Below are 18,605 nucleotides of genomic sequence, written 5' to 3'. Positions count from 1 at the left end.
GCGTTTTGCCGGTTTTCAGAATTTTTCGCTTGCTTCTATTTCGAAAATCAGAAACAATGCACCCGTCCCGTCCTCATGAGAGGGGCGCTTCGCGATCGTCACGGACCGTTGAGGGTGGGATGCGATGGATGCGGCGGCTCACAACGCGCACTCAGGTTCTCTTGAGGCTGGCGCGTGGACGAAGGGGCTGTCGCATACGGCGAAATCGTATGGTCCTGGCCTCCCGATGCTGAGGTCAAGCCGGCGAGCGATCTGCAGGTGACGGGGGCAAACAAGCCCGGTCCCCGGGGAGAGTACGTATAAGCCGTTCCAACCATGGCGCAGGGAAGGCCGGATGTGCGGCCCACCTGTGGTGACTGCCGCCTGCTACTTCTTTTGCAGGCGGGCCATGGGTGTGGTCAAGCACCCGGCCTTCCCTGCCCCTCTTCCTGTTCGAGGGGAGCAAATCGAGCATCACCCGGGCACGCCGTGTCGCGGGAACGTGTGTGGCCGTCCGATCCGATCTGGTTCGGCACGAGAGCAGTCCGCGATGGCCGACGTCGCGAACCCAAGCTCCAACGATGATGTTGCCGCGACGCTCGCATCTCGCACGGCCCATGACGACGACGGCGTGATGTGCACGACACTGCGGGGACTGCTATAGCCTCGATCATGACCTCCACAGCCGGAACCGACCACGCGCCGCCGCCGGCGGCGCCGACACCTTCTCTCGCGCTCGACCTCTGGGAGACGGTCCGCCTCGCCGCGCCGATGGCGCTGACGCAGCTGTCGCAGATCGCGATGATGTCGACCGATCTCGCCTTCATCGGCCGTCTCGGCGGCGATGCCGTTGCAGCGGCCGCGTTAGCGGGCACCGTCTACTTCGTCGGCTCGACCTTCGGCATGGGTCTGATGTCCGCGGTGGCGCCGCTCGCCGCGCAGGCGTTCGGCGCGGCCGATGCCGGGCTGGTCCGGCGCGCGCTGCGTGTCGGGCTGTGGGCCGGGCTGTTCATCGCGTTGCCGATCATGCTGATCGCGCTGAACGGCGAGATCATCCTGCTCGCACTCGGACAGGCGCCGGACGTGGCGCATCTCGCGCAGGACTATCTCGCCGGTCTCGCCTGGGGGATCGCGCCGATGCTGTGGTTCCTGGCGCTGCGCAGCTTCATGGGCGCCGTCAACCGCCCCGAGCCGGTGCTTTGGATCACCTTGGCCGCGATCCCGCTCAACGCGCTGCTGGTCTATCCGCTGCTCTACGGCCACTGGGGTTTTCCGCAGCTCGGCCTGACCGGCGTCGGCCTCGCCACCTCGACCGTCAACCTCGGAACGTTTCTTGCCGGTCTGTGGTTCGCCGCGTTGCGCCCGCCGTTCCGCGACTATCATGTCCTGGCCCGGCTCGGGCGCATCGACTGGCGGCTGATGCGGCAGCTCCTGATCATCGGCGCGCCGATCTCGCTGTCGTTCCTGCTCGAATATGGCCTGTTCTCGGCGGCGGCGATCCTGATGGGACTGATCAGCACGGCCGCTCTCGCCGCGCATCAGATCGCGCTGCAGATCACGGCGATCCTGTTCATGGTGCCGTTCGGCATCAGCATGGCTGCGACCGTGCGCGTCGGCCACGCCGCCGGACGTAACGATGCGGCCGGAGTCCGTCGCGCCGGACTGATGGCAATGTCGCTCGGCCTAGGTCTCGCAATGCTGTTCACGCTCGGCATCGTCATTGCCCGCTATGACATCGTGCAGCTGTTCCTCGGCGCCGGCATCGCCGATGCGGAAGCGACGGCGGCGCTCGCCGCGATGCTGCTTCTGATCGGCACGACCTTCTTCATCACCGATGCGCTGCAAACGATCGCGGTCGGCGCGCTGCGCGGCATCAAGGACACGCGCATCCCGCTGCTGCTCGCCGTGCTCGGCTACTGGCTGATCGGCTTTCCCGCCTCCTATGCACTCGCCTTCCACACCGCGCTCGGCGCGACCGGGATCTGGATCGGCCTGTCGGTCGGCACCGCCATATATGCAGCCCTTCTGGTGCTGCGCTTCCTGCGGTTGTCACGATGAGGAGATCAGGCCCCCGCTGTATCCGGCGTCTCGTCGCGCTCCGGTCGATGCGGTTTCCCGGTCGACGCTCCCGCCCATTCGGCGACGACGCGCTCGAGATCGATCAGGTTCTGGCGCATCTGCTCCAGCGAGAAGCCGAGCGCGAAGAAGCGCTCGGCGGCGTCACCCGGCAGGCCCCGCGTGAGACCGTCGCTGCGGACGGCGGCGACCTCTTCCGCATAGGCCTTCACCGCGACGTGGATCGGCCAGATCGCCGGCGGGCCGGAACCGTTGCGGATGGCTGCGGCACAGCCGCGCAGATAGCTCGCGATGGCATCGCTGACGCGCGCCACCGGTCCCGACAAGCGCGCCTGCAGCTCGGATGGCAGCGGCACTACGCTGGCACGGCCGATCATCACGACGTCGTGGCGCAGGCGCAGGATCGTCCGCAGCAGCGGGCCGGTATCGGCGCCGGAGGACAGCCGCGCCGAGCGCTCCCGCTCGGCCTCCGCTCCTGTCGCATTCAATTCGGTGAGCGCGGTACCGATGCCGTCCTGGATCCGATGCAGCGCGTCGTTGTCGCGGCCGCGCGACAGGCCGGCCAGCAGCTCGGTGAAGGCGGCTGCGATCAGTTCGAGCAGACGCCCCGCCGCGCTACGCATCTGCACATGCGCGCGCGACGGCAGCACGATGAACGAAACGGCGAGCCCGGTCAGCGCGCCGACCGCGACCTCGAACACACGGTCGATCGCCGATCCCAGCGGATCGAGATGGCCCATCGTGGGCACCAGCAGCACGATCACGGCCGTCACCGTCGCCGCGTTGAGACTTGGATTGATCGCGGCGATGAAGGCGAGCGGCGTCACCGCCAGGATCAGCATGCCGAGCAGTTGCAGCTCGCCCGAATGCGGGATGAAGACCGTGATGGCGCCGCCATAGATCGCACCGCCGATGGTACCGAACATGTAGTCGCGCGTTGCCTTCAACGAGCGCCCGACGCTGCCTTGCGTCACGATCAGCGAGGTCAGCACCGCCCACAGCGGCAGCTTCAGGTGGAAGGCCGTGGCGATCGCGAAGGCAAGCGTCGCCGCCACCGTGCCGCGGACCGCCAGCGACATCGGCGCCTTGCGGGCGCGCAACCGGCCGAACAGCCGTTTCAAGGACACCATCAGTCGCTCACCTCGAAAAGCACCAGCGCGATCGCGGCATGGCAGCTCCCCACCGGGCCGAACCGGCTTGAAAGGCGGAATCGGCTTGCCTACGGTCATTGCAACGATGCGAGGAAACACGATGGCCCAGGAAACCGCAACGCTCGCCGCCTATGTCGCGGAGCTGAAATATGACGATATCCCGCCCGAGGTGCTCGACCGCGCCAAGGTGCTGACGCTCGACTTCCTCGGCAGCGCCATCCGGGCCCGGCGCGAGGCGGAATCGACGCCGTCGGTGGTGAAGATGCTGGCGGCGCTGAAGCTCGATGCGGCGGGCGAGGCGACCGTATTCGGCGACGGCAGAACCTGGACGCCGGCGGTGGCGGCGCTGCTCAACGGAACGATGGGCCATTCGCTCGATTTCGACGATACCCACGCCGATTCCTCGCTGCACCCGAGCGCGCCGGTGGTGCCGGCCGCCTTCGCCGTCGGCGAGATGGTCGGCGCCTCGGGCCGCGAGGTGCTGACCGCGATCGTCGCCGGTTACGAGGTGTGCTGCCGGCTCGGCAACGCGCTCGATCCGACCTCGCATTATGCCCGCGGCTTCCACCCGACCGCGACCGCAGGCACCTATGGCGCGGCGGCCGCCGCCGGCAAGCTGTTCGGCCTGTCGGAGCAGCAATTGATCTACGCTTTCGGCGTGTCCGGCAGCCAGGCCGCGGGCTCGCTGCAGTTTCTCGTCAACGGCGCCTGGAACAAGCGCTATCAGGTCGGGGCGTCGGCGATGAACGGCGTGATCGCGGCGACGCTCGCCAAGAACGACTTCGTCGGCGCGATCGAATCCGTCGAGGGCAAGCACGGCCTCCTCGTCGGCTACACCGACACGCCGCATCACGACAAGGCGGTCGCAGGGCTCGGCTCCACCTATGAGACGATGAAGATCGGCGTGAAGCCGTATCCGAGCTGCCGCTATACCCATGCTGCGATCGACGCCATCATCGCCCTGCGCCGCGAGCACAATCTGACGCCGGACCAGGTCAAGCGCGTCGAGATCGGCCTGCATCGCAACGGCATCACCCTGACGGGCGATGCCGCCACCAAGCGCCATCCGACCTCGATCGTCGGCGGCCAGTTCTCGATGTTCTTCACCGGCGCGCTTGCGCTCGACCAGGGCCGCTTCGGCTGGGACGACTACACGCGCCTTGGCGACGCCGCGATCAATGCACTGGCCGACAAGTTCGACGTCGTGCAGGACGACAAATTGGAGATCGGCCGCAGCCATCCGTTCGGCGCGCGCGTCACCATCACCACCGCGGATGGCGTGCACGAGCGGCTGCACGACGATCCCTCCGGCGAGCCGACCTCGTTCCCGACTGCGCAGGCGATGAGCGACAAGTTTCTGACGCTGGCGCGGCCAGTGCTGAGCAGCCGGGCACAGAGCTTCGCCGACGCGATCCTGTCGCTGGAGCGATTCGAACGTGTCGAGCAGGCCACCGCTTTGGGAAGAGCGTAACGCATGCGTCATTCTCCCTGCGTCGCCGCGATCACGTCGCTCACGAGCTGCGCCACGCCATCGGCCTCCGGCGGCCAATTCACGGTGCGGCCGAAACGCGTGATGACGAGACGCTCCGACGGGACGACGATGACATATTGGCCGAGCGTGCCCTTGGCGAAGAACGCGTCGCGCGGCCAGCCATGGGAGGTGCGGTAGTTGGCGCCAAAGCTGTCGCCACTGTTGGTCCAGAAGCCAGCGCCGAGGCCGACGAACGCGCCGGGCGTCGGCGCGCTGGCATACGCGACCCAGCCCGCGGGCAGGATGCGCCGGCCGGCGACGACGCCGTCGTCGAGATAGAGCTGGCCGAGCCGCGCCCAGTCGCGCGCCGAGGCCAGCATCTGGCTCGATCCCTCCGGTGTGCCGGCGGCATCGAATTCGAGGGTGACGCTGGTCATGCCGAGCGGATCGAACAGCTCGCGATGCGCAAAGCGCAGCACATCCGCAGCGCTGCCGCCGACGGCGTCGCGGATGAGATGAGAGAGGATGACGGTGTTGCCGTCGTGATAATTGCTGACCGCGCCCGGCGTGGTTTCGAGCGGCATGGTTTCGGCGAAGGCGGCGCGGTCCGTTTCGACGAATTTCATGCGGTTGACAGGCTCGAGCACAGAGAACAGCGAGGCCTGCAGCGAGCTGCCGAGCGCGAGGCCTGCGGTGTGGCGCAAGAGGTGATCGACGGTGATGGCGTGGCGCGGATCTTTGTCGTCCCGCCACGCCGCGATGGGCGCGGGCGTATGCAGCGCGAGCTTGCCCTGGCGGACGAGAATGCCGATCAAGGTCGCGGTCATCGACTTGGTCGCAGAGAAGCCGAGCAGCGGCGTGTCGAGCGTGAAGCCCTGGGCGTAGCGCTCGGCGATCACCTTGCCGTCCTTCATCACCAGGACAGCATGGGTATGCCGGAACGGCGGCGAGTCCGGCTCGGCAAAGGCGCGATCCAGCGCTGCCGCGAGGGCCGGAGTGACCGGCGCGACGACGCGTGGCGGAGCGACGTCGGGCAGCAAAGCGGGGGTTGGCGCAGCGGGCCGGATGGCCGGCCAATCCGCCGCTTCGCCATGGTCCATGTGGCAGCCGAGCCCGTCGCGATACACGGCCCGGCTCTGCCCGATCCCGAGCAGCGTCACGGTGACGTCCTTGGCGGCGCGATCGACGCGGACGTCCATCGCCCAGCTCAGCAGGCCGGCGCCGGGCATCGCGGCCCGGGTCTCGGAGAGCGTGCGGTCCGGGTCGAGACCGGAGACGAAGGTCTCCGAGCACAGGAGGCTGGCGATGAAACCGGTTGCCACCTTCGGCACATCGCGGGCGCGGGCGCCGCCGACCGCCAGGGCGGTCAGCGCGGTGGTGGCAACGAGAGCAAGCAGCAGGCGACGTTTGGTCATGAGGAGCTCCGGCAGTTGGATCTGCCGGACCAGACTGCGGCCGCGGCCCGGACGCTCGCCGATTTCGGAAATCATCCCAGCCGAGAATCGTCGGGATCTCGCCGATTCTGGAATTCCTTTGCAGTTTCAAGGCTGAACAGATCACGCCGCCGACAGCCTCATGCGCCGGTATTCGGTCGGCGTCACCCCGGTCACCGCCTTGAAGGCGCGGTTGAAGGGCCCAAGCGACTGGAACCCAGCGTCCATCGCGATGGTGATCACGGGCACCTCGGCCTGGGCAGGATCGGCGAGCGCGGCCTTGGCCTCCTCGATGCGGTGGGTGTTGAGGAAGGTGTTGAAGTTGCGGTAGCCGAGCTCGCCATTGATCAGCCGCCGCAGCCGGTATTCAGGAATGGAGAGCTTCGTCGCCAGCATGCCGATCGTGACGTTCTCCTGACGATAGATCCGCTCGTCCGCCATCAGCCGCATCAGCGCGTCCACCAACCTGCGGTCGGCGGCTTTCGGAGCCATCGCTTCGAGCGCCGCGGCCGGTGGCGCCTCCGGCGCGAGCACATCGCCGGCACCGACCTTGAGCAGCATCAGCGCAACGGCGCCGACCACGACCAAGAACATCGCCGCATTGACCACATTGGCAAGCTCGGACGGGCCGCTGCCGGCGGACGCCATCTGCAGCAGCGCATTGACGCCACCGTAGGACAGCGCCGCGATCACGACGAAGGCGCGGATGCGCCGCCGTCCCTCGACGAGATCCGCCGCCCAGGAACGGATGGTCTGCGCCAAGGTCAGGCCGAGGAAGCCGAGAGCCAGCACATTATTGGCGACGATCACGAGCCGTCCATGTCCGGCAGGCCCCAGCACGAGACAGCTCAGCAGGCTGAAGCCGAACACCGCGAGCCAGATCAGGCCGTGCAGCCAACGCAACGCAAAGCCGTCGTCGAACAGCGCGCGGCAGAACAGCCAGAGCACGACGATATCGGCGGTCGCCACCGCAATCAGCGGCGCGGAAGCGAGCGATGGCGCGGCCGTGCCGCCGATGTTGAAGGTCGCGGCATGCGCGGCCGAGCCCAGCGCCAGCGCGATCGCGAGCCGGCCGCGCCATTGCCTGCCGAGATCGCGTCCCAGCGCGACGGCGAGCACGGCCAGCAGCGCGATGGCGGCGGCGCGAAGCGCGAGATCGAGGCTTTCGAGCGTCATCGTCACGGGTCCGTTGTCAGCGCCGGAACTCTAGGCCGGAGCTTCGCTTCGTTCAAATCGCGGATGCCGCGACCTCGTGCCCTGCCCTCGCCTTCGTGAAGCTGCTAAGCTCGCGCGACCACATTGCAGGAGCGCCCCATGAGCTGGCAGCCATCGATCGATCCCGAGTTCGGCGATCCCACCTCGTGCGATGCGCTGGAGCACGTCATCGTGCCGCGCACCCGCGATCTCGGCGACGGTTTTGCGGTGCGCCGCGCGCTGCCGCACGGCCGACGCCAGATGGTCGGCCCGTTCATCTTCTTCGATCATTTCGGCCCGGTGCAGTTCATGTCCGGCAAGGGCATGGACGTGCGGCCGCATCCGCATATCGGGCTTGCCACCGTCACCTATCTGTTCGACGGCGCCATCATGCATCGCGACAGCGAGGGCAACGTGCGGGAGATCCAGCCCGGCGCGATGAACCTGATGACGGCGGGCCGCGGCATCGCCCATTCCGAGCGCACGCCCGACCTGCAGCGGCAGAACGGGCAGAGGATGCTGGGCCTGCAGAGCTGGATCGCGCTGCCGGTCGAATCGGAAGAGATCGCGCCGAGCTTCCAGCACTACGCGGCGGACGCGCTGCCGACGGTCAGCGACACCGGCTTCTCCGCGCGCGTCATTGCCGGCAAGGCTTTCGGCGCGACCTCGCCGGTGACGATGGTCTCGCCCTGGTTCTATGTCGAGGTCACGGCGCAGGCCGGCACGGTGGTGCCGCTCGATCCCGATCACGAGGAGCGCGCCATCTATATCGTCGATGGCGAGGTCGAGATCGCGCGCGAGCGCCACGAGGGCCCGCGGCTCCTGATCTTCCGCCCGGGCGACGCCATCAGCGTGCGCACGGTGAAGCCGACCCGGATGATGTTCCTTGGCGGCGACGCCCTGGAAGGGCCGCGGCACGTGTGGTGGAATTTCGTCTCCTCCAGCAAGGAGCGCATCGAGCAGGCCAAGCAGGACTGGAAAACCGGCCGCTTCGCCGCCGTTCCGCAGGAGCACGAGTTCATTCCGCTGCCGGAATAGGCTATTGCGGTCGCAACGCTCCCGTTTCGAAGGCTCTGCACGATGACCACGCTTCTCGCCAGCAATCTGCCGCTCCCGAAGATCGGCCGCGGCAAGGTCCGCGACATCTATGCCGTCGGCGACGACCGCGTGCTGCTGCTGACCACCGACCGCATCTCGGCCTTCGACGTCGTGATGAACGAAACCATCCCGATGAAGGGCGCGGTGCTGACGCAGATCTCGGCCTACTGGTTCAACGCGCTCGAAGGCGTGGTGCATCACCACATGATCTCGGCCGACACCGACACGATCATCGCGGAGGTGCCAGCGCTGGCGCCGCATCGCGACGAGATTCTTGGGCGCGCGATGCTGTGCAAGCGCACCACCGTGTTCCCGATCGAATGCGTGATCCGCGGCTATCTCTCCGGCTCGGCCTGGAAGGAATATGCGGCCCATGGAACGCTGGCCGGCGAGCAGCTTCCCGCCGGCCTCGTCGAGAGCCAGAAGCTCGACCCCGCGATCTTCAGCCCCGCGACCAAGGCCGAGACCGGCCATGACGAGAACATCACCATTGCGCGAATGCGCGAGGTGGTCGGCGACGACACCGCGTATACGCTGGAGAGCATGACGCGCGCGGTCTACACGCTGGGTGAAAAGCTGGCGCGCGAGCAGGGCATCATCATCGCCGACACCAAGTTCGAGTTCGGCCGCGACAAGGACGGTCACATCATCCTGATCGACGAGGTGATGACGCCCGACTCGTCGCGCTTCTGGGCGGTCGATGCCTATCAGCCGGGCCAGCCGCAGCCGAGCTTCGATAAGCAGCCGCTGCGCGACTATCTCGATGCCGAGCGCCGTGCCGGCCGCTGGAACGGCGACGCCCCCCCGCCGCCCTTGCCGCAGAGCGTGGTGGATGCGACCAGCCAGCGCTATCTGGAGGCGTTCCGGCGGGTGACGGGCAGCGAGCTGAAGATCTGAGCACTGCACGTCTCTCGCCGCGATGACGGATCCGAAGGCAGTATTTTCTTCGGAGTGGGAGTCGAACTGGTACCGTATCGGCGGTGCGCTCCCCCGCCCCGCTTGCGGGGAGAGGGCTGGGGTGAAGGGGACTCTCCATGCACACCAGACTCGCGGAGAGCCCCCGTCACCCGGATTGCATCTTCGATGCAATCCGACCTCTCCCCGCAAGCGGGGCGAGGTGAGAACTGATCGTTCTGCGAGGCGCGTGCTCACATCAGCCAAGGCATCGTTGATCATCGGAGAGTTGCTAACGAGACGCGCTGCGTCGATCTCGCGGCCATGCTTGCCCGAGCTATGCTGATCGATCTCGCCCTCTTAAAATGCGAGGGCGCAGGGAAGGCCGGGAGCTGGCCGCCCCCATGGCCCGCGTGCGAAAAAAAATGCACGCGGCGGTCACCACAGGTTCAGCCGAGACATCCCGGCCCTCCCTGCGCGATGGGTTTAACGGCTGCTCCGTACTCTCCCCGGGGACCGGCTTGTTTGCCCCCGTCGCCCGCCACGACGCACGAACGTCATCGCGAGCTTGGCGCCAGCATCGGGGCGCCAGGACCACACGGCTTGACCGTCCGCGCGCTGCCGTTCGTCAGCGCAAGAGCGCCTGACAGGCACGCGGCCACCGCTCCCCGCCTCTACGTATCGTGACGACGCGTACGCCCCTCTGCATGAGGACGGGATGCACGGATAAGAGCACGACTTCGGAAAAATAGCAATCAAAATCTCATGCGACAGATTAGCCCGACGGGCTATCTGCAGGCAGCGGATATGCGGCGCGGCACCAGACCGAGATCACTCTCCGTCCGTAAAGCGCCGCTCGACATGAAACGACTTGGCCGTGACCAGCCACTCGCCATCGATCAGGTGAAGGCAGAGATAGTCGAGATAGAGGATCGGATCGATCCTGACGCGCACCTTCACGACCGCCTGCGAGAGCGACGCGAAGTCGATCAGCAGAATCTCCTGTTGGCGGAGCGCTCCCTTCGACTGCGGAGAGGGAGTGGTCGCCAGCAGCTGACGATAGTCGGTCGCGGTCAGAACGCGCAGAGCCTGGTCACGCAGACCATGCAGTTGCGCGGTCGGCGCAAACACGCGGTCAAACCGGTCGACGTCGGAATCGAACATCAGGTCGAAGTATCGCTCGACGGCGGCGAACAGTCCTTGATGGGTAGCAGTATCGGTCATGTCGAGGGATCTCCGGGCGGGTTGATCTCACCTCATCTTCGCTCCGGACCGGCGGGCATGTCCTTGCGAACTGTGCTACCATAACGGCCTGCCGCGCAATAAACCGTCCTCCCGGCGCGCCCGGATTGTCAGAAATATGCCAAAAGCCAAGCTCGATGCGATCGACCAGCGCATCATCGGGGAATTGCAGGCCGATGCGCGGCTCAGCAATGTCGAGCTTGCCGATCGGGTCGGTCTGTCACCCTCGCCCTGCCTTCGGCGTGTCAAGCGGCTGGAGCAGGAGGGCATCATCCAAGGCTATCGCGCCGTCCTGAATCGCGATGGCGTCGGTCTCGGCTTTTCGGCGTTCCTGGCGATCAAGATCGAAGGACACGCCAACGAGCACGCCCTGGCGTTCGAGGAGACCGTCTGCGCCATGCCGGAAGTCTGAGTTCGCTTTCCCCATACCAGCTTCCAGCCTTCTGCAGACCGAGTCGCTTGGGCTTCTTGCTCGAAGGATCCGTCGTGATCACTAACGATGACTTTGAAGTTGATTAGTTCATCTCCGACCCATGTGAAGATGTTCCAATTTTCGTACCGCTTAGCTGTGTATTTAAGCTGTTGTGTCGGCGGATCGGAATCGGTTGACCAAATCGAGACGTCGTAGGGACGACTGCATTCGTCGCTCCGATCAATGGATACCAGATACCGGCCGTTCGGTGACTGTACCGGCCTCGTGGCATTGGACATTTGGACGATACTGCCGGTCTTGCGGCTAATGAACTCATAGTGCCCCGCAGTCGCCCAGAATTGCCTCAATCAGGAGCGAGTTCTGCGAAGGATATAGTGCGTCTAGCCGGAAGACGACGCACCTCTCGCCGTTTGGATCTCGCCGACATGCCTCTCGATCACTCCTGTAGGTCTTAATTTGCCTATTCTCTAGCAGCAGCAGCAGATCGCCCTTTCGCGAGGCAATCCCCTGAAAGCGTTTCAAGCAAGAGGGATCTTCCGCTAGGGCGCTTTGATCGGCCTCGCAAACTATTGGCAGTGGAGCTAGCTGGCCATCGTTGGCAAGGGAGAGATAGGGTACCGCCCCGGCAGCGACCAGAACGGATGCGGTCGTAATTCGACGAACTTTTCCAGCAACGCCAGGGAATATTAGATCGATTTTGCAAGGCAACTACGCCTCCTTTACGTACCGACCAACTTACTGAGCCAGCGACCGACCTTCGGTTGCAACCGAAACCCGATATTTGCGTTCGAGACCTTCTGCGATGGCCCAACGAGTGAGCGACCTGCGGCCGAGAAGAAAGTGACCTAAAATGGCCTGAACAAATTAATCGCTGCCACGGCACGCCGAACTCAGCAGCACTTCAACTGGACGGAAGCTGACCAATTCGACACGATCAAGAAAACCGGTGATCGGTTCCCAACCGGACAGGAGGGCCTTGAGAGCCGCCCCCGGGTCATGCAAGGCACCCGATAACGTCACGTGTGGCACCCACGCTCCTGGTCGATAGTGCTCGTGCACATTAAGATCGCCCAGTGCGGAGTGGATAGCGTCATGACGAGCAAGCAAACCGGCCGTCACTACTGGTACTGCCCATAGAACGGCGCCGTCTCCGGGAAACACACCCAATCCGCTCAGGCGAACAGGGAGCGGCTCCCAGTTTCGGCACGTATCTTCAATAGCGCTGCGCAGCCTGTTAAGAGGTGTTTCGTCCGGATAGATGGCAACGGTGACGTGTGGAGCGTAGCCAAGCTGATGCCGATCGGCGTCGATTCCGTCGGCGGCGAGATGACGCCACATGGCTTGGATCTTGCTAGCGCTGATGTGGTCGAACGGAAGTGTGATTGCGAACGGCATGGACACGAGATTTACTCTGCCCCCCTCGTCCATGGCAATTGATCAGTGCTCGCTCCAACGTCTGCGTCCGCCGACTTTAAAACTGACATTCCTCTCGAGGTGAGCAAGTTGGCCTCCGCCCGTCGGTTGTAGTGGGTCACAAGCCCTAATAACTCTCGGGAATCGCATGGATACGGGTTGTGACCCACTCGGCGCTAACACCTTTGATCCGGATCCTCCGGAGAGCCTTGCTGGGATCGCCAGTCGTCATCGTTGAAAACCTGGAAAAATAGATGTTTGCGAGCACCATCGCGTCTGGGTCTCATCGAACTCTCGCGAAACAAATGAGGATCAAAGTGGACATTCCGGGACCGATGTCGATGAAAAGTCCCGGAACACGTCCCGGACCGGAACGCCACATTGCGGTCGAAAAACTACGAACGCGACGCTGATGAAATTCGCCTCTCCCCGCCCCTATGCCGCCCCGGAGACCGCCGCGCGCGAGCTGGTTAGGATTTCAGCCGGCATCGAGCCGGCTCAGACGGCCGCGTCCACATCGAGAAGATCAACTGGCCGATGCTGGCCGACCTGAAAGCCACGCCGGCGGAGTACAAGGCCGGCCTCGACCTGGCGGTCCCTCGGGGCTGGCTCTGGCTGCACGAGAGCGGCACCTATGTGAAGCTGACCGAGGCGGGCAAAGAGATCCTCGCCTGAGGTCAGACTTGCGCGACATCTTCACATGCAGTTCGTGAAGCGCCCCGTCGTGACGCAGTGCACCGGCGGGCGCGAAGGATACGAGGCTTCCGGGATCGGCGGCGGGCTGGATGGCGGAGGCGCCGCAGCCTGGACGGCGTCGGCCGTCTCGTGAGCAGATGCGCGCGTCGCCCGGCATTGAACATAGGCGTCCGTGCCCGGCTGCGCGCCGTAGCTCCGGCAGTCCTGGTCATCCTTGGCGGCGATTTCGGCGCACGCTTGCGACGCGCAGTCGGGCGCGGCCGCGCGAGCGGCATGGCCGGCGAACTCCTCGATCACCCAGCGCCGCGAAAAGCCGGTGGGCACGCCGACATGCGGCGGCTCGCGGCCGAACAGCTCGCGCTGCACCGCCGCCGCAAACTGCCAGCAATTGTGCTGGGCCCAGGCCCAGGGCTCGCCGATCAGGAGGCTGAGAAAGGCCGCTCGGTCGCCGCGTCCCATGTCAGTTGAATTCTCTCGGCCACGCTGTCATATTGCGCCCTGCAATTGGAGGTTGCGACATGGTCGATAACCATAAGCCCGACACGCCGACGGCATTCGTGGAGAAGCCAAAGGTGGAATCCGTGCACCGCAAGAGGCGATGGTGGGAAGACCTCTTCAGAGGTCCGACAGCCGGGCGCGGTTCTTTAGAGGCAAAACAAAGGGAGCGGTTTGGTCGCCTGAAGATCTTCAGCCGTGACTCGAAAACACGATGAACCTTCAGGACTGCCGAGACGCGTTCGCGACGTACTCCGGCAAGGTAAGCGACATCTGTCGTCATCTGGGCCTGACAGGCGTTGTTATCATTTGGACGTTCAAGAAGGACGTCACAGGACGATCCGCTATTCCGCGCGAGCTATTGATTCCGCTCCTTCTGATTGCGTGCGGTCTACTGGCTGATCTCCTCCAGTATTTCCTCGGAGCAATCATCTGGTTCTTGTACTATCGGAAGCAGGAGATCGTTGGCATCAAGGAGAACGAGGATTTCCGTCACACACCGCTGCTCGATCTTCCCATGCACATTCTGTTCCTGCTGAAGGCCGTCCTGCTCGCTGTCGCTTATGGATACATCGCGAGCTATTTCTATCGAGCCATCTCATTTTCATGATCAGGACAACAGGCTCGGAAACTGCTGATAGTCGTAGTTCTTGGTGATGCGCGGAAAGCGCTTGTTCTGCAGATTCTTCGCGATGACCGTGCCAGTCACGGTGGTCCCCGTCATCTGATTGTTGCGCAGCTCGAACTGCACGGGACCATAGGCCGGGCCGGTCAGGTCGCTGCCGAGATATTCGCGGTAGAGCACATCGATATAGGCGCGCACCCCAAGCGCAGCGCGGATCTGCGGCACCACATCGCGCGCGACATTGTCGATCGAGATCCTGCAGAAAGGCGGCTGGCCCTCGCGCTGTTTGCCCACGCGCCCTTCTTCATGGCAAGCTCCCTGATCCAGTCGGCGTCATAGCCACGGTCCGCAAGCAGCATTGATCCGGATTTCAGACGAGACAGCAGTTTCCCGGCAAGTCGAACGTCGTGAGCTTCGCCGGGGCTCAACGCAAGCCGTACCGGCAGATCATTGCTATCGACAACCGCGTGAATTTTGCTCGTCAGGCGGCCGCGTGACCGTCCCATCGATTGACGCTGGTTCTTTGTGATGCAAGCTCCATGCTGATGGACGCGGACGATGGAGGTGTCGATCATCTGGACAGCGGCATCATGGGCGCCTGCCAGTGCGTTCAGAATCTTGGCCCAAACACCGACTTGTCGCCAACGAACAAAGCGATTGTAGCAGGTCGTGTACGGGCCGTAGGCGTCTGGCAGGTCGCGCCATGGCGCTCCAGATCGCAAGACCCAGAAGATGCCATTAAGGACCCGACGGTCGTTCACCCGAGGAACGCCACGCGGCTTGTTGGGCAGCATGGCTTGATGGCAACCCATTCATAGTCGGCGAGTTCGTAGCGCATGATTCGCTCCCCAGTTTGGGAGTTCGAATCACATGCACCCCGCCAAACACAATGCCCACAGCCTAGCACGACAACGGATCGCTATTAGGACTAAACACAAGCCAGCAGATAAATTGCAGTCGAGAAGACCAACAATGAAAGCGCTCAGCGCAGATACGTGGTGAAGAAATCGACCGCAAGTCTGATCGTCTCGGCATGAACTGCCTCACGGTCGGCGCCATCGGGATCGCGGCACGTGCTCCGAAAGAATGCGCTTCCGACCAGAGTGCACGTGTCCAGAAATATGAAGTGGCCGGCCTTCGGAAATATCTTCAGAGTCGAATGCGGGATCAACCTAGCGAATGTCTCGGCAGCGGCGGGTGTCGGGACAATTTCGTCGGCGCTTCCGGCGACAATCGCAACGGGAATCGAGATTTTCTCAAGGCTGTTCGGTGCGAAGATCGGGCCTGGCCCGGGCGCCATGGCGAAGGCCGCGCGGATGCGTTCGTCCCGATAGGACTTGCCGGCCTCGCTGTAGCGTTGCCGGAAATTGGGATCGACGCTCAGACGTGCTAGGGTCTCCCGGCGCATGACGGCAGCGGGCGGCGGCGGTTTGCATGACGCGTCGGCCGCAGGCGAGCGGCAAAACACCTGCAGCAGTTCCGGATTGCTGATGCCACCGGCGGCCGCGAGGACAGTGTAGCCACCGAGCGAATGACCGGCGGCACCGATGCGCGCGGGATCGACTCGGCTGCCAAATGTCTTGTCGACGAGCATCGCATCGATGACGGCGCTAACATCCACAGCTCGCAGCCACCACAATGACATACCCTCGACGGTATAGTCCTCGAGAGCGCTATTGCCGGGATGATTGACTGCGACGACGATAAAGCCAGCCCCCGCCAGTGCTGCGCCGAGCCAAGCGATTTGGAACGCTGCGCCGCCGTTACCGTGGGACAGGACGACGAACGCACGCCGGGGTCCCGATGCCGGCTCCGCATCGGGCGCGGCGCTGCCGGCGCTGAAGAACGGGATGATGCGCGGCCCGATCCACTGCGGTCTCTCGGGCGCATCCGCTGCGGCCGGATACCATATCGTTGCGCGGAGCGCATGTGTCTGGGCGCCGCGCCAATTGTAAGGCTCAGCAGGAACAAAATCACGCTCGGTTACACCGACCCTAAAGACTGCTCCTTCTGCGCAAGCACCATTTGGCGCTGCGAGAAGGGCCAGCAACAGGGCCAGAAATTTCATCAGATGTCCGATCCTAGACGCGCAAAACATGTAGGCCGGCAACGCAATGACCGCTGCGAAGTCGGCCAGCTCTTGATACCACGAGGCCCTTCAGCTTCGAAATACTATCGCGTCACTTCGATGTCGCGCAGCAGCCAGGTTGGCCTTACCTCCAAAGTGGACCTGATCGAGCTTTATGAGTACGCGCTCTAGTCCTCGAACCCCACGAACACCGTCGCTTCCTTCACCGGCTTCCGCTCCGACACCACGGCATTGGCGGGGAAATCGTGATCCGGCCAGCCCAGCGCGATGCTCTTCATGATGACCTGGTCGTCGGCGATGCCGGCGTGCTCGCGGACCACGGGCGATTGCATGATGCCCTGGCTGTTGATGACGGCGCCGAGGCCGCGCGACCAGGCGGCGTTGACCAGCGCATTGGTGACGGCGCCGCAGTCGAACGGCGTGTCGTCGCTGCCGTCGAGCGCACGATCATAGGTCACGATGATGCAGACCGGTGCGTCGAACTGGCGGAAGCCGCGCAGCACCCAGTCCTGTCGCTTGTCCTTGTCGTCGCGCGCGATGCCCATGGCGGAGAACAACTGCTTGGCGACCTGCACCTGGCGCTCGCGATGCGCGCCCGCGAAGGGCTGGCCGATACGGAATTCACGCGACTGCGGGACGCCGGCGACCATCCGCTCGGTGTTGCCGGCGCGGATGCGGTTCAGCGGCTCGCCGGTGATGACGTAGAAATTCCAGGGCTGGCTGTTCATCGACGACGGCGCGCGCATCGCAAGCCCGATGATCTCCTCGATCAGCGCCCGCGGCACCGGATCGGGCTTGTAGCCGCGGATGCTGCGGCGGCCGAGGATGACGTCGTCGAACTGCATGTGTGTGATAGTCCCGTGATGACAACTGACCTGCCGCGAATATTCGCGGCTTTCCGGTTCCGGTGCAAGGTTGACGCGCGGACCGATCGGGGTGTCGCGAACACAGGAGGTTGTGATCGAGCTAGACCTTCAGCATCGACAGCACGGCGCGCGCGAGATCGGCCGGACATTCCACGAGGCGGTCGGCGCCGGCCATCTCGAGCTCGTCGCGGCTGCCATAGCCCCAGAGCACGCCGAGGCTGCGCATCCTGACGGCATGGGCGCCGGCAATGTCGTGGCGGCGGTCACCGACCATGATCGCGTCGGAGGGTGCGATATTCCGCTCGGTGAGAATATGCGCGAGCAGCTCCGGCTTGTGGTCCAGCAGGCCTGACGGCACCGAGCCGTGGATGGCGTCGAACAGCGACGCGAGATCGAGATGCTCGAGGATGCGGCGCGCAAACACCTCCCGTTTGGATGTCGCGAGATAGAGCCGCACCCCCGCGCCATGCATCTCGTGCAGCGCGTCCCGGATGCCAGCATAGAGCGCGCTGCCGAACAGTCCGCTCTCGCCGTAATGCTGGCGATAGGCGGTCACCGCTTCGTCGACCCGATCGTCGTCATAGGCCTGCAGCAGCGCCCGCAACATGTCCTGCAGCGGCGGCCCGATGACACGGCGGATATCGAGCGTCTCGTCCGGTGCATGCCCGAGCGCGCGCAACGCCGCTAGGGCGCTCGCGGCGATGCCGGGCTGGGAGTCGATGAGAGTGCCGTCGAGGTCGAGCAGGACGGAGTGACGACCGAGGCTCATCATATCAAGCCTTCGCACTGGGACGGCTCGAAACTACACCATACCACCGCGCGAGATGGTGGAGGTGATCCGGCGGATCGAGCTTGGCGCGGACCGCGAAATCCACCGTCACCATGGCGCTGATGTCGGCAATGGTGAAGTCGGGTCCGCAGACGAAGGCGTGATCGGCCAGCCGCGCATCGAGCCACGCGAAGTAGTGCGTGGCGCGGAGACGCCCGCGCTCCGCCAGCGCCGGAATCTGCTCGAGCGGCAACGGGCCGGGCAGAGCGCGGCTCTCCAACCCTGGCGCACTGTTCCGGAACGCTTCCTGGATGGCGTAGATGCCATCCCATTCGATCCGCCGCACCCAGCATTCGATCAGCGCGCGTTCCTCCGCACTCCGCCCCATCAGGGCCGGCTCAGGATGCAGCTCCTCGAGGTAGCGGCAGATCGCGATGATGTCGGTGATCGCAGCACCGCTGTCGAGCTGCAGGACCGGCACCGTGCATTGCGGGTTCAGCGCGCGAAATTCCGGCCGGAACTGCTCGCCGGCGCGCAGGTCGAGCTGAACGGTGGGAATCGTGAGGCCCTTCTCGCTGAGGAAGATGCGCACGCGGCGCGGGCTTGGCGCCGTCGCGGAATCGTACAGCCTCATGAGCGTCCTCTCTGCGGGATTTGGGCTGGAAGCTTGGCAGCTTCGGC

At 64.6% G+C, this 18,605-nt stretch carries 18 protein-coding genes and 1 pseudogene; 7 read left to right on the top strand and 12 right to left on the bottom strand.

The window, feature by feature from the left end:
• Window positions 1-651: 651 nt before the first annotated feature.
• Window positions 652-2,037 carry an MATE family efflux transporter gene (locus ACQR13_RS03160; RefSeq protein ID WP_315751810.1) on the top strand — a complete coding sequence of 462 codons (1,386 nt, stop codon included), beginning with the start codon at window positions 652-654 and terminating at the stop codon, window positions 2,035-2,037.
• A 5-nt stretch (window positions 2,038-2,042) separates the two neighbouring features.
• On the opposite strand, the gene ACQR13_RS03155 is transcribed toward ACQR13_RS03160, so the two are convergent.
• On the bottom strand, window positions 2,043-3,185 hold the full coding sequence (locus tag ACQR13_RS03155; RefSeq protein WP_315751809.1) for an FUSC family protein: 1,143 nt from the start codon (window positions 3,183-3,185) through the stop codon (window positions 2,043-2,045).
• 121 nt (window positions 3,186-3,306) lie between these two features.
• Here ACQR13_RS03155 and ACQR13_RS03150 point away from each other — a divergent pair, with 121 nt between their 5' ends.
• On the top strand, window positions 3,307-4,677 hold the full coding sequence (locus ACQR13_RS03150) for an MmgE/PrpD family protein (protein ID WP_315751808.1): 1,371 nt from the start codon (window positions 3,307-3,309) through the stop codon (window positions 4,675-4,677).
• 8 nt (window positions 4,678-4,685) lie between these two features.
• On the opposite strand, the gene ACQR13_RS03145 is transcribed toward ACQR13_RS03150, so the two are convergent.
• Complete coding sequence (locus tag ACQR13_RS03145) at window positions 4,686-6,092, bottom strand: serine hydrolase domain-containing protein (RefSeq protein WP_315751807.1); 1,407 nt, start codon at window positions 6,090-6,092, stop codon at window positions 4,686-4,688.
• 141 nt (window positions 6,093-6,233) lie between these two features.
• Complete coding sequence (locus ACQR13_RS03140; protein WP_315751806.1) at window positions 6,234-7,286, bottom strand: helix-turn-helix domain-containing protein; 1,053 nt, start codon at window positions 7,284-7,286, stop codon at window positions 6,234-6,236.
• Between the two features lie 138 nt (window positions 7,287-7,424).
• Here ACQR13_RS03140 and ACQR13_RS03135 point away from each other — a divergent pair, with 138 nt between their 5' ends.
• On the top strand, window positions 7,425-8,342 hold the full coding sequence (locus tag ACQR13_RS03135) for a pirin family protein (protein WP_315751805.1): 918 nt from the start codon (window positions 7,425-7,427) through the stop codon (window positions 8,340-8,342).
• A gap of 42 nt (window positions 8,343-8,384) precedes the next feature.
• On the top strand, window positions 8,385-9,299 hold the full coding sequence (locus ACQR13_RS03130; RefSeq protein WP_315715007.1) for a phosphoribosylaminoimidazolesuccinocarboxamide synthase: 915 nt from the start codon (window positions 8,385-8,387) through the stop codon (window positions 9,297-9,299).
• 828 nt (window positions 9,300-10,127) lie between these two features.
• Here the strand turns inward: ACQR13_RS03130 and ACQR13_RS03125 are convergent.
• On the bottom strand, window positions 10,128-10,520 hold the full coding sequence (locus tag ACQR13_RS03125) for a nuclear transport factor 2 family protein (RefSeq protein ID WP_315751804.1): 393 nt from the start codon (window positions 10,518-10,520) through the stop codon (window positions 10,128-10,130).
• 136 nt (window positions 10,521-10,656) lie between these two features.
• Here ACQR13_RS03125 and ACQR13_RS03120 point away from each other — a divergent pair, with 136 nt between their 5' ends.
• Window positions 10,657-10,950: an Lrp/AsnC family transcriptional regulator gene (locus ACQR13_RS03120; RefSeq protein ID WP_316193237.1), complete on the top strand. Its 294-nt coding sequence runs from the start codon at window positions 10,657-10,659 to the stop codon at window positions 10,948-10,950.
• An 885-nt stretch (window positions 10,951-11,835) separates the two neighbouring features.
• Here the strand turns inward: ACQR13_RS03120 and ACQR13_RS03115 are convergent.
• Window positions 11,836-12,366 (bottom strand): 2'-5' RNA ligase family protein, encoded by a 531-nt coding sequence (locus ACQR13_RS03115; RefSeq protein WP_315751952.1) that lies wholly within the window; start codon window positions 12,364-12,366, stop codon window positions 11,836-11,838.
• Between the two features lie 555 nt (window positions 12,367-12,921).
• Between ACQR13_RS03115 and ACQR13_RS03110 the strand changes: the two genes are divergently transcribed.
• Entirely contained in the window at window positions 12,922-13,059 is a 138-nt protein-coding gene (locus tag ACQR13_RS03110) for a hypothetical protein (RefSeq protein ID WP_315751802.1), read from the top strand.
• 21 nt (window positions 13,060-13,080) lie between these two features.
• Here the strand turns inward: ACQR13_RS03110 and ACQR13_RS03105 are convergent, their stop codons facing one another.
• A complete protein-coding gene (locus ACQR13_RS03105; protein ID WP_315751801.1) occupies window positions 13,081-13,539 on the bottom strand; it encodes a hypothetical protein in 459 nt (152 codons plus the stop codon).
• A gap of 250 nt (window positions 13,540-13,789) precedes the next feature.
• Here ACQR13_RS03105 and ACQR13_RS03100 point away from each other — a divergent pair, with 250 nt between their 5' ends.
• Window positions 13,790-14,185: a hypothetical protein gene (locus ACQR13_RS03100; protein WP_315715002.1), complete on the top strand. Its 396-nt coding sequence runs from the start codon at window positions 13,790-13,792 to the stop codon at window positions 14,183-14,185.
• Here ACQR13_RS03100 and ACQR13_RS03095 read toward each other — a convergent pair whose 3' ends face one another.
• The 6 genes and pseudogenes from ACQR13_RS03095 to ACQR13_RS03070 all read right to left on the bottom strand — a co-directional run bounded on the left by ACQR13_RS03095 (window position 14,186) and on the right by ACQR13_RS03070 (window position 18,558).
• Complete coding sequence (locus tag ACQR13_RS03095) at window positions 14,186-14,494, bottom strand: DUF1833 family protein (protein WP_315751800.1); 309 nt, start codon at window positions 14,492-14,494, stop codon at window positions 14,186-14,188.
• A pseudogene (locus tag ACQR13_RS03090) lies at window positions 14,485-15,038 on the bottom strand (IS5 family transposase); the annotation flags it as partial. The gene ACQR13_RS03095 and the pseudogene ACQR13_RS03090, both read right to left, overlap by 10 nt.
• Window positions 15,039-15,182: 144 nt before the next feature.
• The gene (locus tag ACQR13_RS03085) at window positions 15,183-16,268 is read right to left on the bottom strand and encodes an alpha/beta hydrolase family protein (protein WP_315751799.1); all 1,086 of its coding nucleotides are present in this window, start codon (window positions 16,266-16,268) and stop codon (window positions 15,183-15,185) included.
• A gap of 188 nt (window positions 16,269-16,456) precedes the next feature.
• Window positions 16,457-17,134 carry a nitroreductase gene (locus ACQR13_RS03080; protein ID WP_315751798.1) on the bottom strand — a complete coding sequence of 226 codons (678 nt, stop codon included), beginning with the start codon at window positions 17,132-17,134 and terminating at the stop codon, window positions 16,457-16,459.
• A 121-nt stretch (window positions 17,135-17,255) separates the two neighbouring features.
• Complete coding sequence (locus ACQR13_RS03075) at window positions 17,256-17,924, bottom strand: HAD hydrolase-like protein (RefSeq protein ID WP_315751951.1); 669 nt, start codon at window positions 17,922-17,924, stop codon at window positions 17,256-17,258.
• 4 nt (window positions 17,925-17,928) lie between these two features.
• Complete coding sequence (locus ACQR13_RS03070) at window positions 17,929-18,558, bottom strand: glutathione S-transferase family protein (protein WP_315751797.1); 630 nt, start codon at window positions 18,556-18,558, stop codon at window positions 17,929-17,931.
• Window positions 18,559-18,605 lie beyond the last annotated feature (47 nt).

The sequence above is a fragment of the Bradyrhizobium sp. HKCCYLRH3059 genome (assembly GCF_051168035.1).
In the GTDB taxonomy this organism is placed as follows: domain Bacteria; phylum Pseudomonadota; class Alphaproteobacteria; order Rhizobiales; family Xanthobacteraceae; genus Bradyrhizobium.
This window is presented reverse-complemented; position numbering and strand designations above follow the sequence as displayed.

Bases quoted from the DNA above. Each gene is read 5' to 3' on its own strand.
- ACQR13_RS03155 (WP_315751809.1), bottom strand. From the start codon at position 3,185: ATGGTGTCCTTGAAACGGCTGTTCGGCCGGTTGCGCGCCCGCAAGGCG.
- ACQR13_RS03135 (WP_315751805.1), top strand. From the start codon at position 7,425: ATGAGCTGGCAGCCATCGATCGATCCCGAGTTCGGCGATCCCACCTCG.
- ACQR13_RS03100 (WP_315715002.1), top strand. From the start codon at position 13,790: ATGAACCTTCAGGACTGCCGAGACGCGTTCGCGACGTACTCCGGCAAG.
- ACQR13_RS03160 (WP_315751810.1), top strand. From the start codon at position 652: ATGACCTCCACAGCCGGAACCGACCACGCGCCGCCGCCGGCGGCGCCG.
- ACQR13_RS03115 (WP_315751952.1), bottom strand. From the start codon at position 12,366: ATGCCGTTCGCAATCACACTTCCGTTCGACCACATCAGCGCTAGCAAG.
- ACQR13_RS03110 (WP_315751802.1), top strand. From the start codon at position 12,922: ATGCTGGCCGACCTGAAAGCCACGCCGGCGGAGTACAAGGCCGGCCTC.
- ACQR13_RS03085 (WP_315751799.1), bottom strand. From the start codon at position 16,268: ATGAAATTTCTGGCCCTGTTGCTGGCCCTTCTCGCAGCGCCAAATGGT.
- ACQR13_RS03140 (WP_315751806.1), bottom strand. From the start codon at position 7,286: ATGACGCTCGAAAGCCTCGATCTCGCGCTTCGCGCCGCCGCCATCGCG.
- ACQR13_RS03075 (WP_315751951.1), bottom strand. From the start codon at position 17,924: ATGAGCCTCGGTCGTCACTCCGTCCTGCTCGACCTCGACGGCACTCTC.
- ACQR13_RS03145 (WP_315751807.1), bottom strand. From the start codon at position 6,092: ATGACCAAACGTCGCCTGCTGCTTGCTCTCGTTGCCACCACCGCGCTG.
- ACQR13_RS03080 (WP_315751798.1), bottom strand. From the start codon at position 17,134: ATGCAGTTCGACGACGTCATCCTCGGCCGCCGCAGCATCCGCGGCTAC.
- ACQR13_RS03125 (WP_315751804.1), bottom strand. From the start codon at position 10,520: ATGACCGATACTGCTACCCATCAAGGACTGTTCGCCGCCGTCGAGCGA.
- ACQR13_RS03130 (WP_315715007.1), top strand. From the start codon at position 8,385: ATGACCACGCTTCTCGCCAGCAATCTGCCGCTCCCGAAGATCGGCCGC.
- ACQR13_RS03105 (WP_315751801.1), bottom strand. From the start codon at position 13,539: ATGGGACGCGGCGACCGAGCGGCCTTTCTCAGCCTCCTGATCGGCGAG.
- ACQR13_RS03070 (WP_315751797.1), bottom strand. From the start codon at position 18,558: ATGAGGCTGTACGATTCCGCGACGGCGCCAAGCCCGCGCCGCGTGCGC.
- ACQR13_RS03120 (WP_316193237.1), top strand. From the start codon at position 10,657: ATGCCAAAAGCCAAGCTCGATGCGATCGACCAGCGCATCATCGGGGAA.
- ACQR13_RS03150 (WP_315751808.1), top strand. From the start codon at position 3,307: ATGGCCCAGGAAACCGCAACGCTCGCCGCCTATGTCGCGGAGCTGAAA.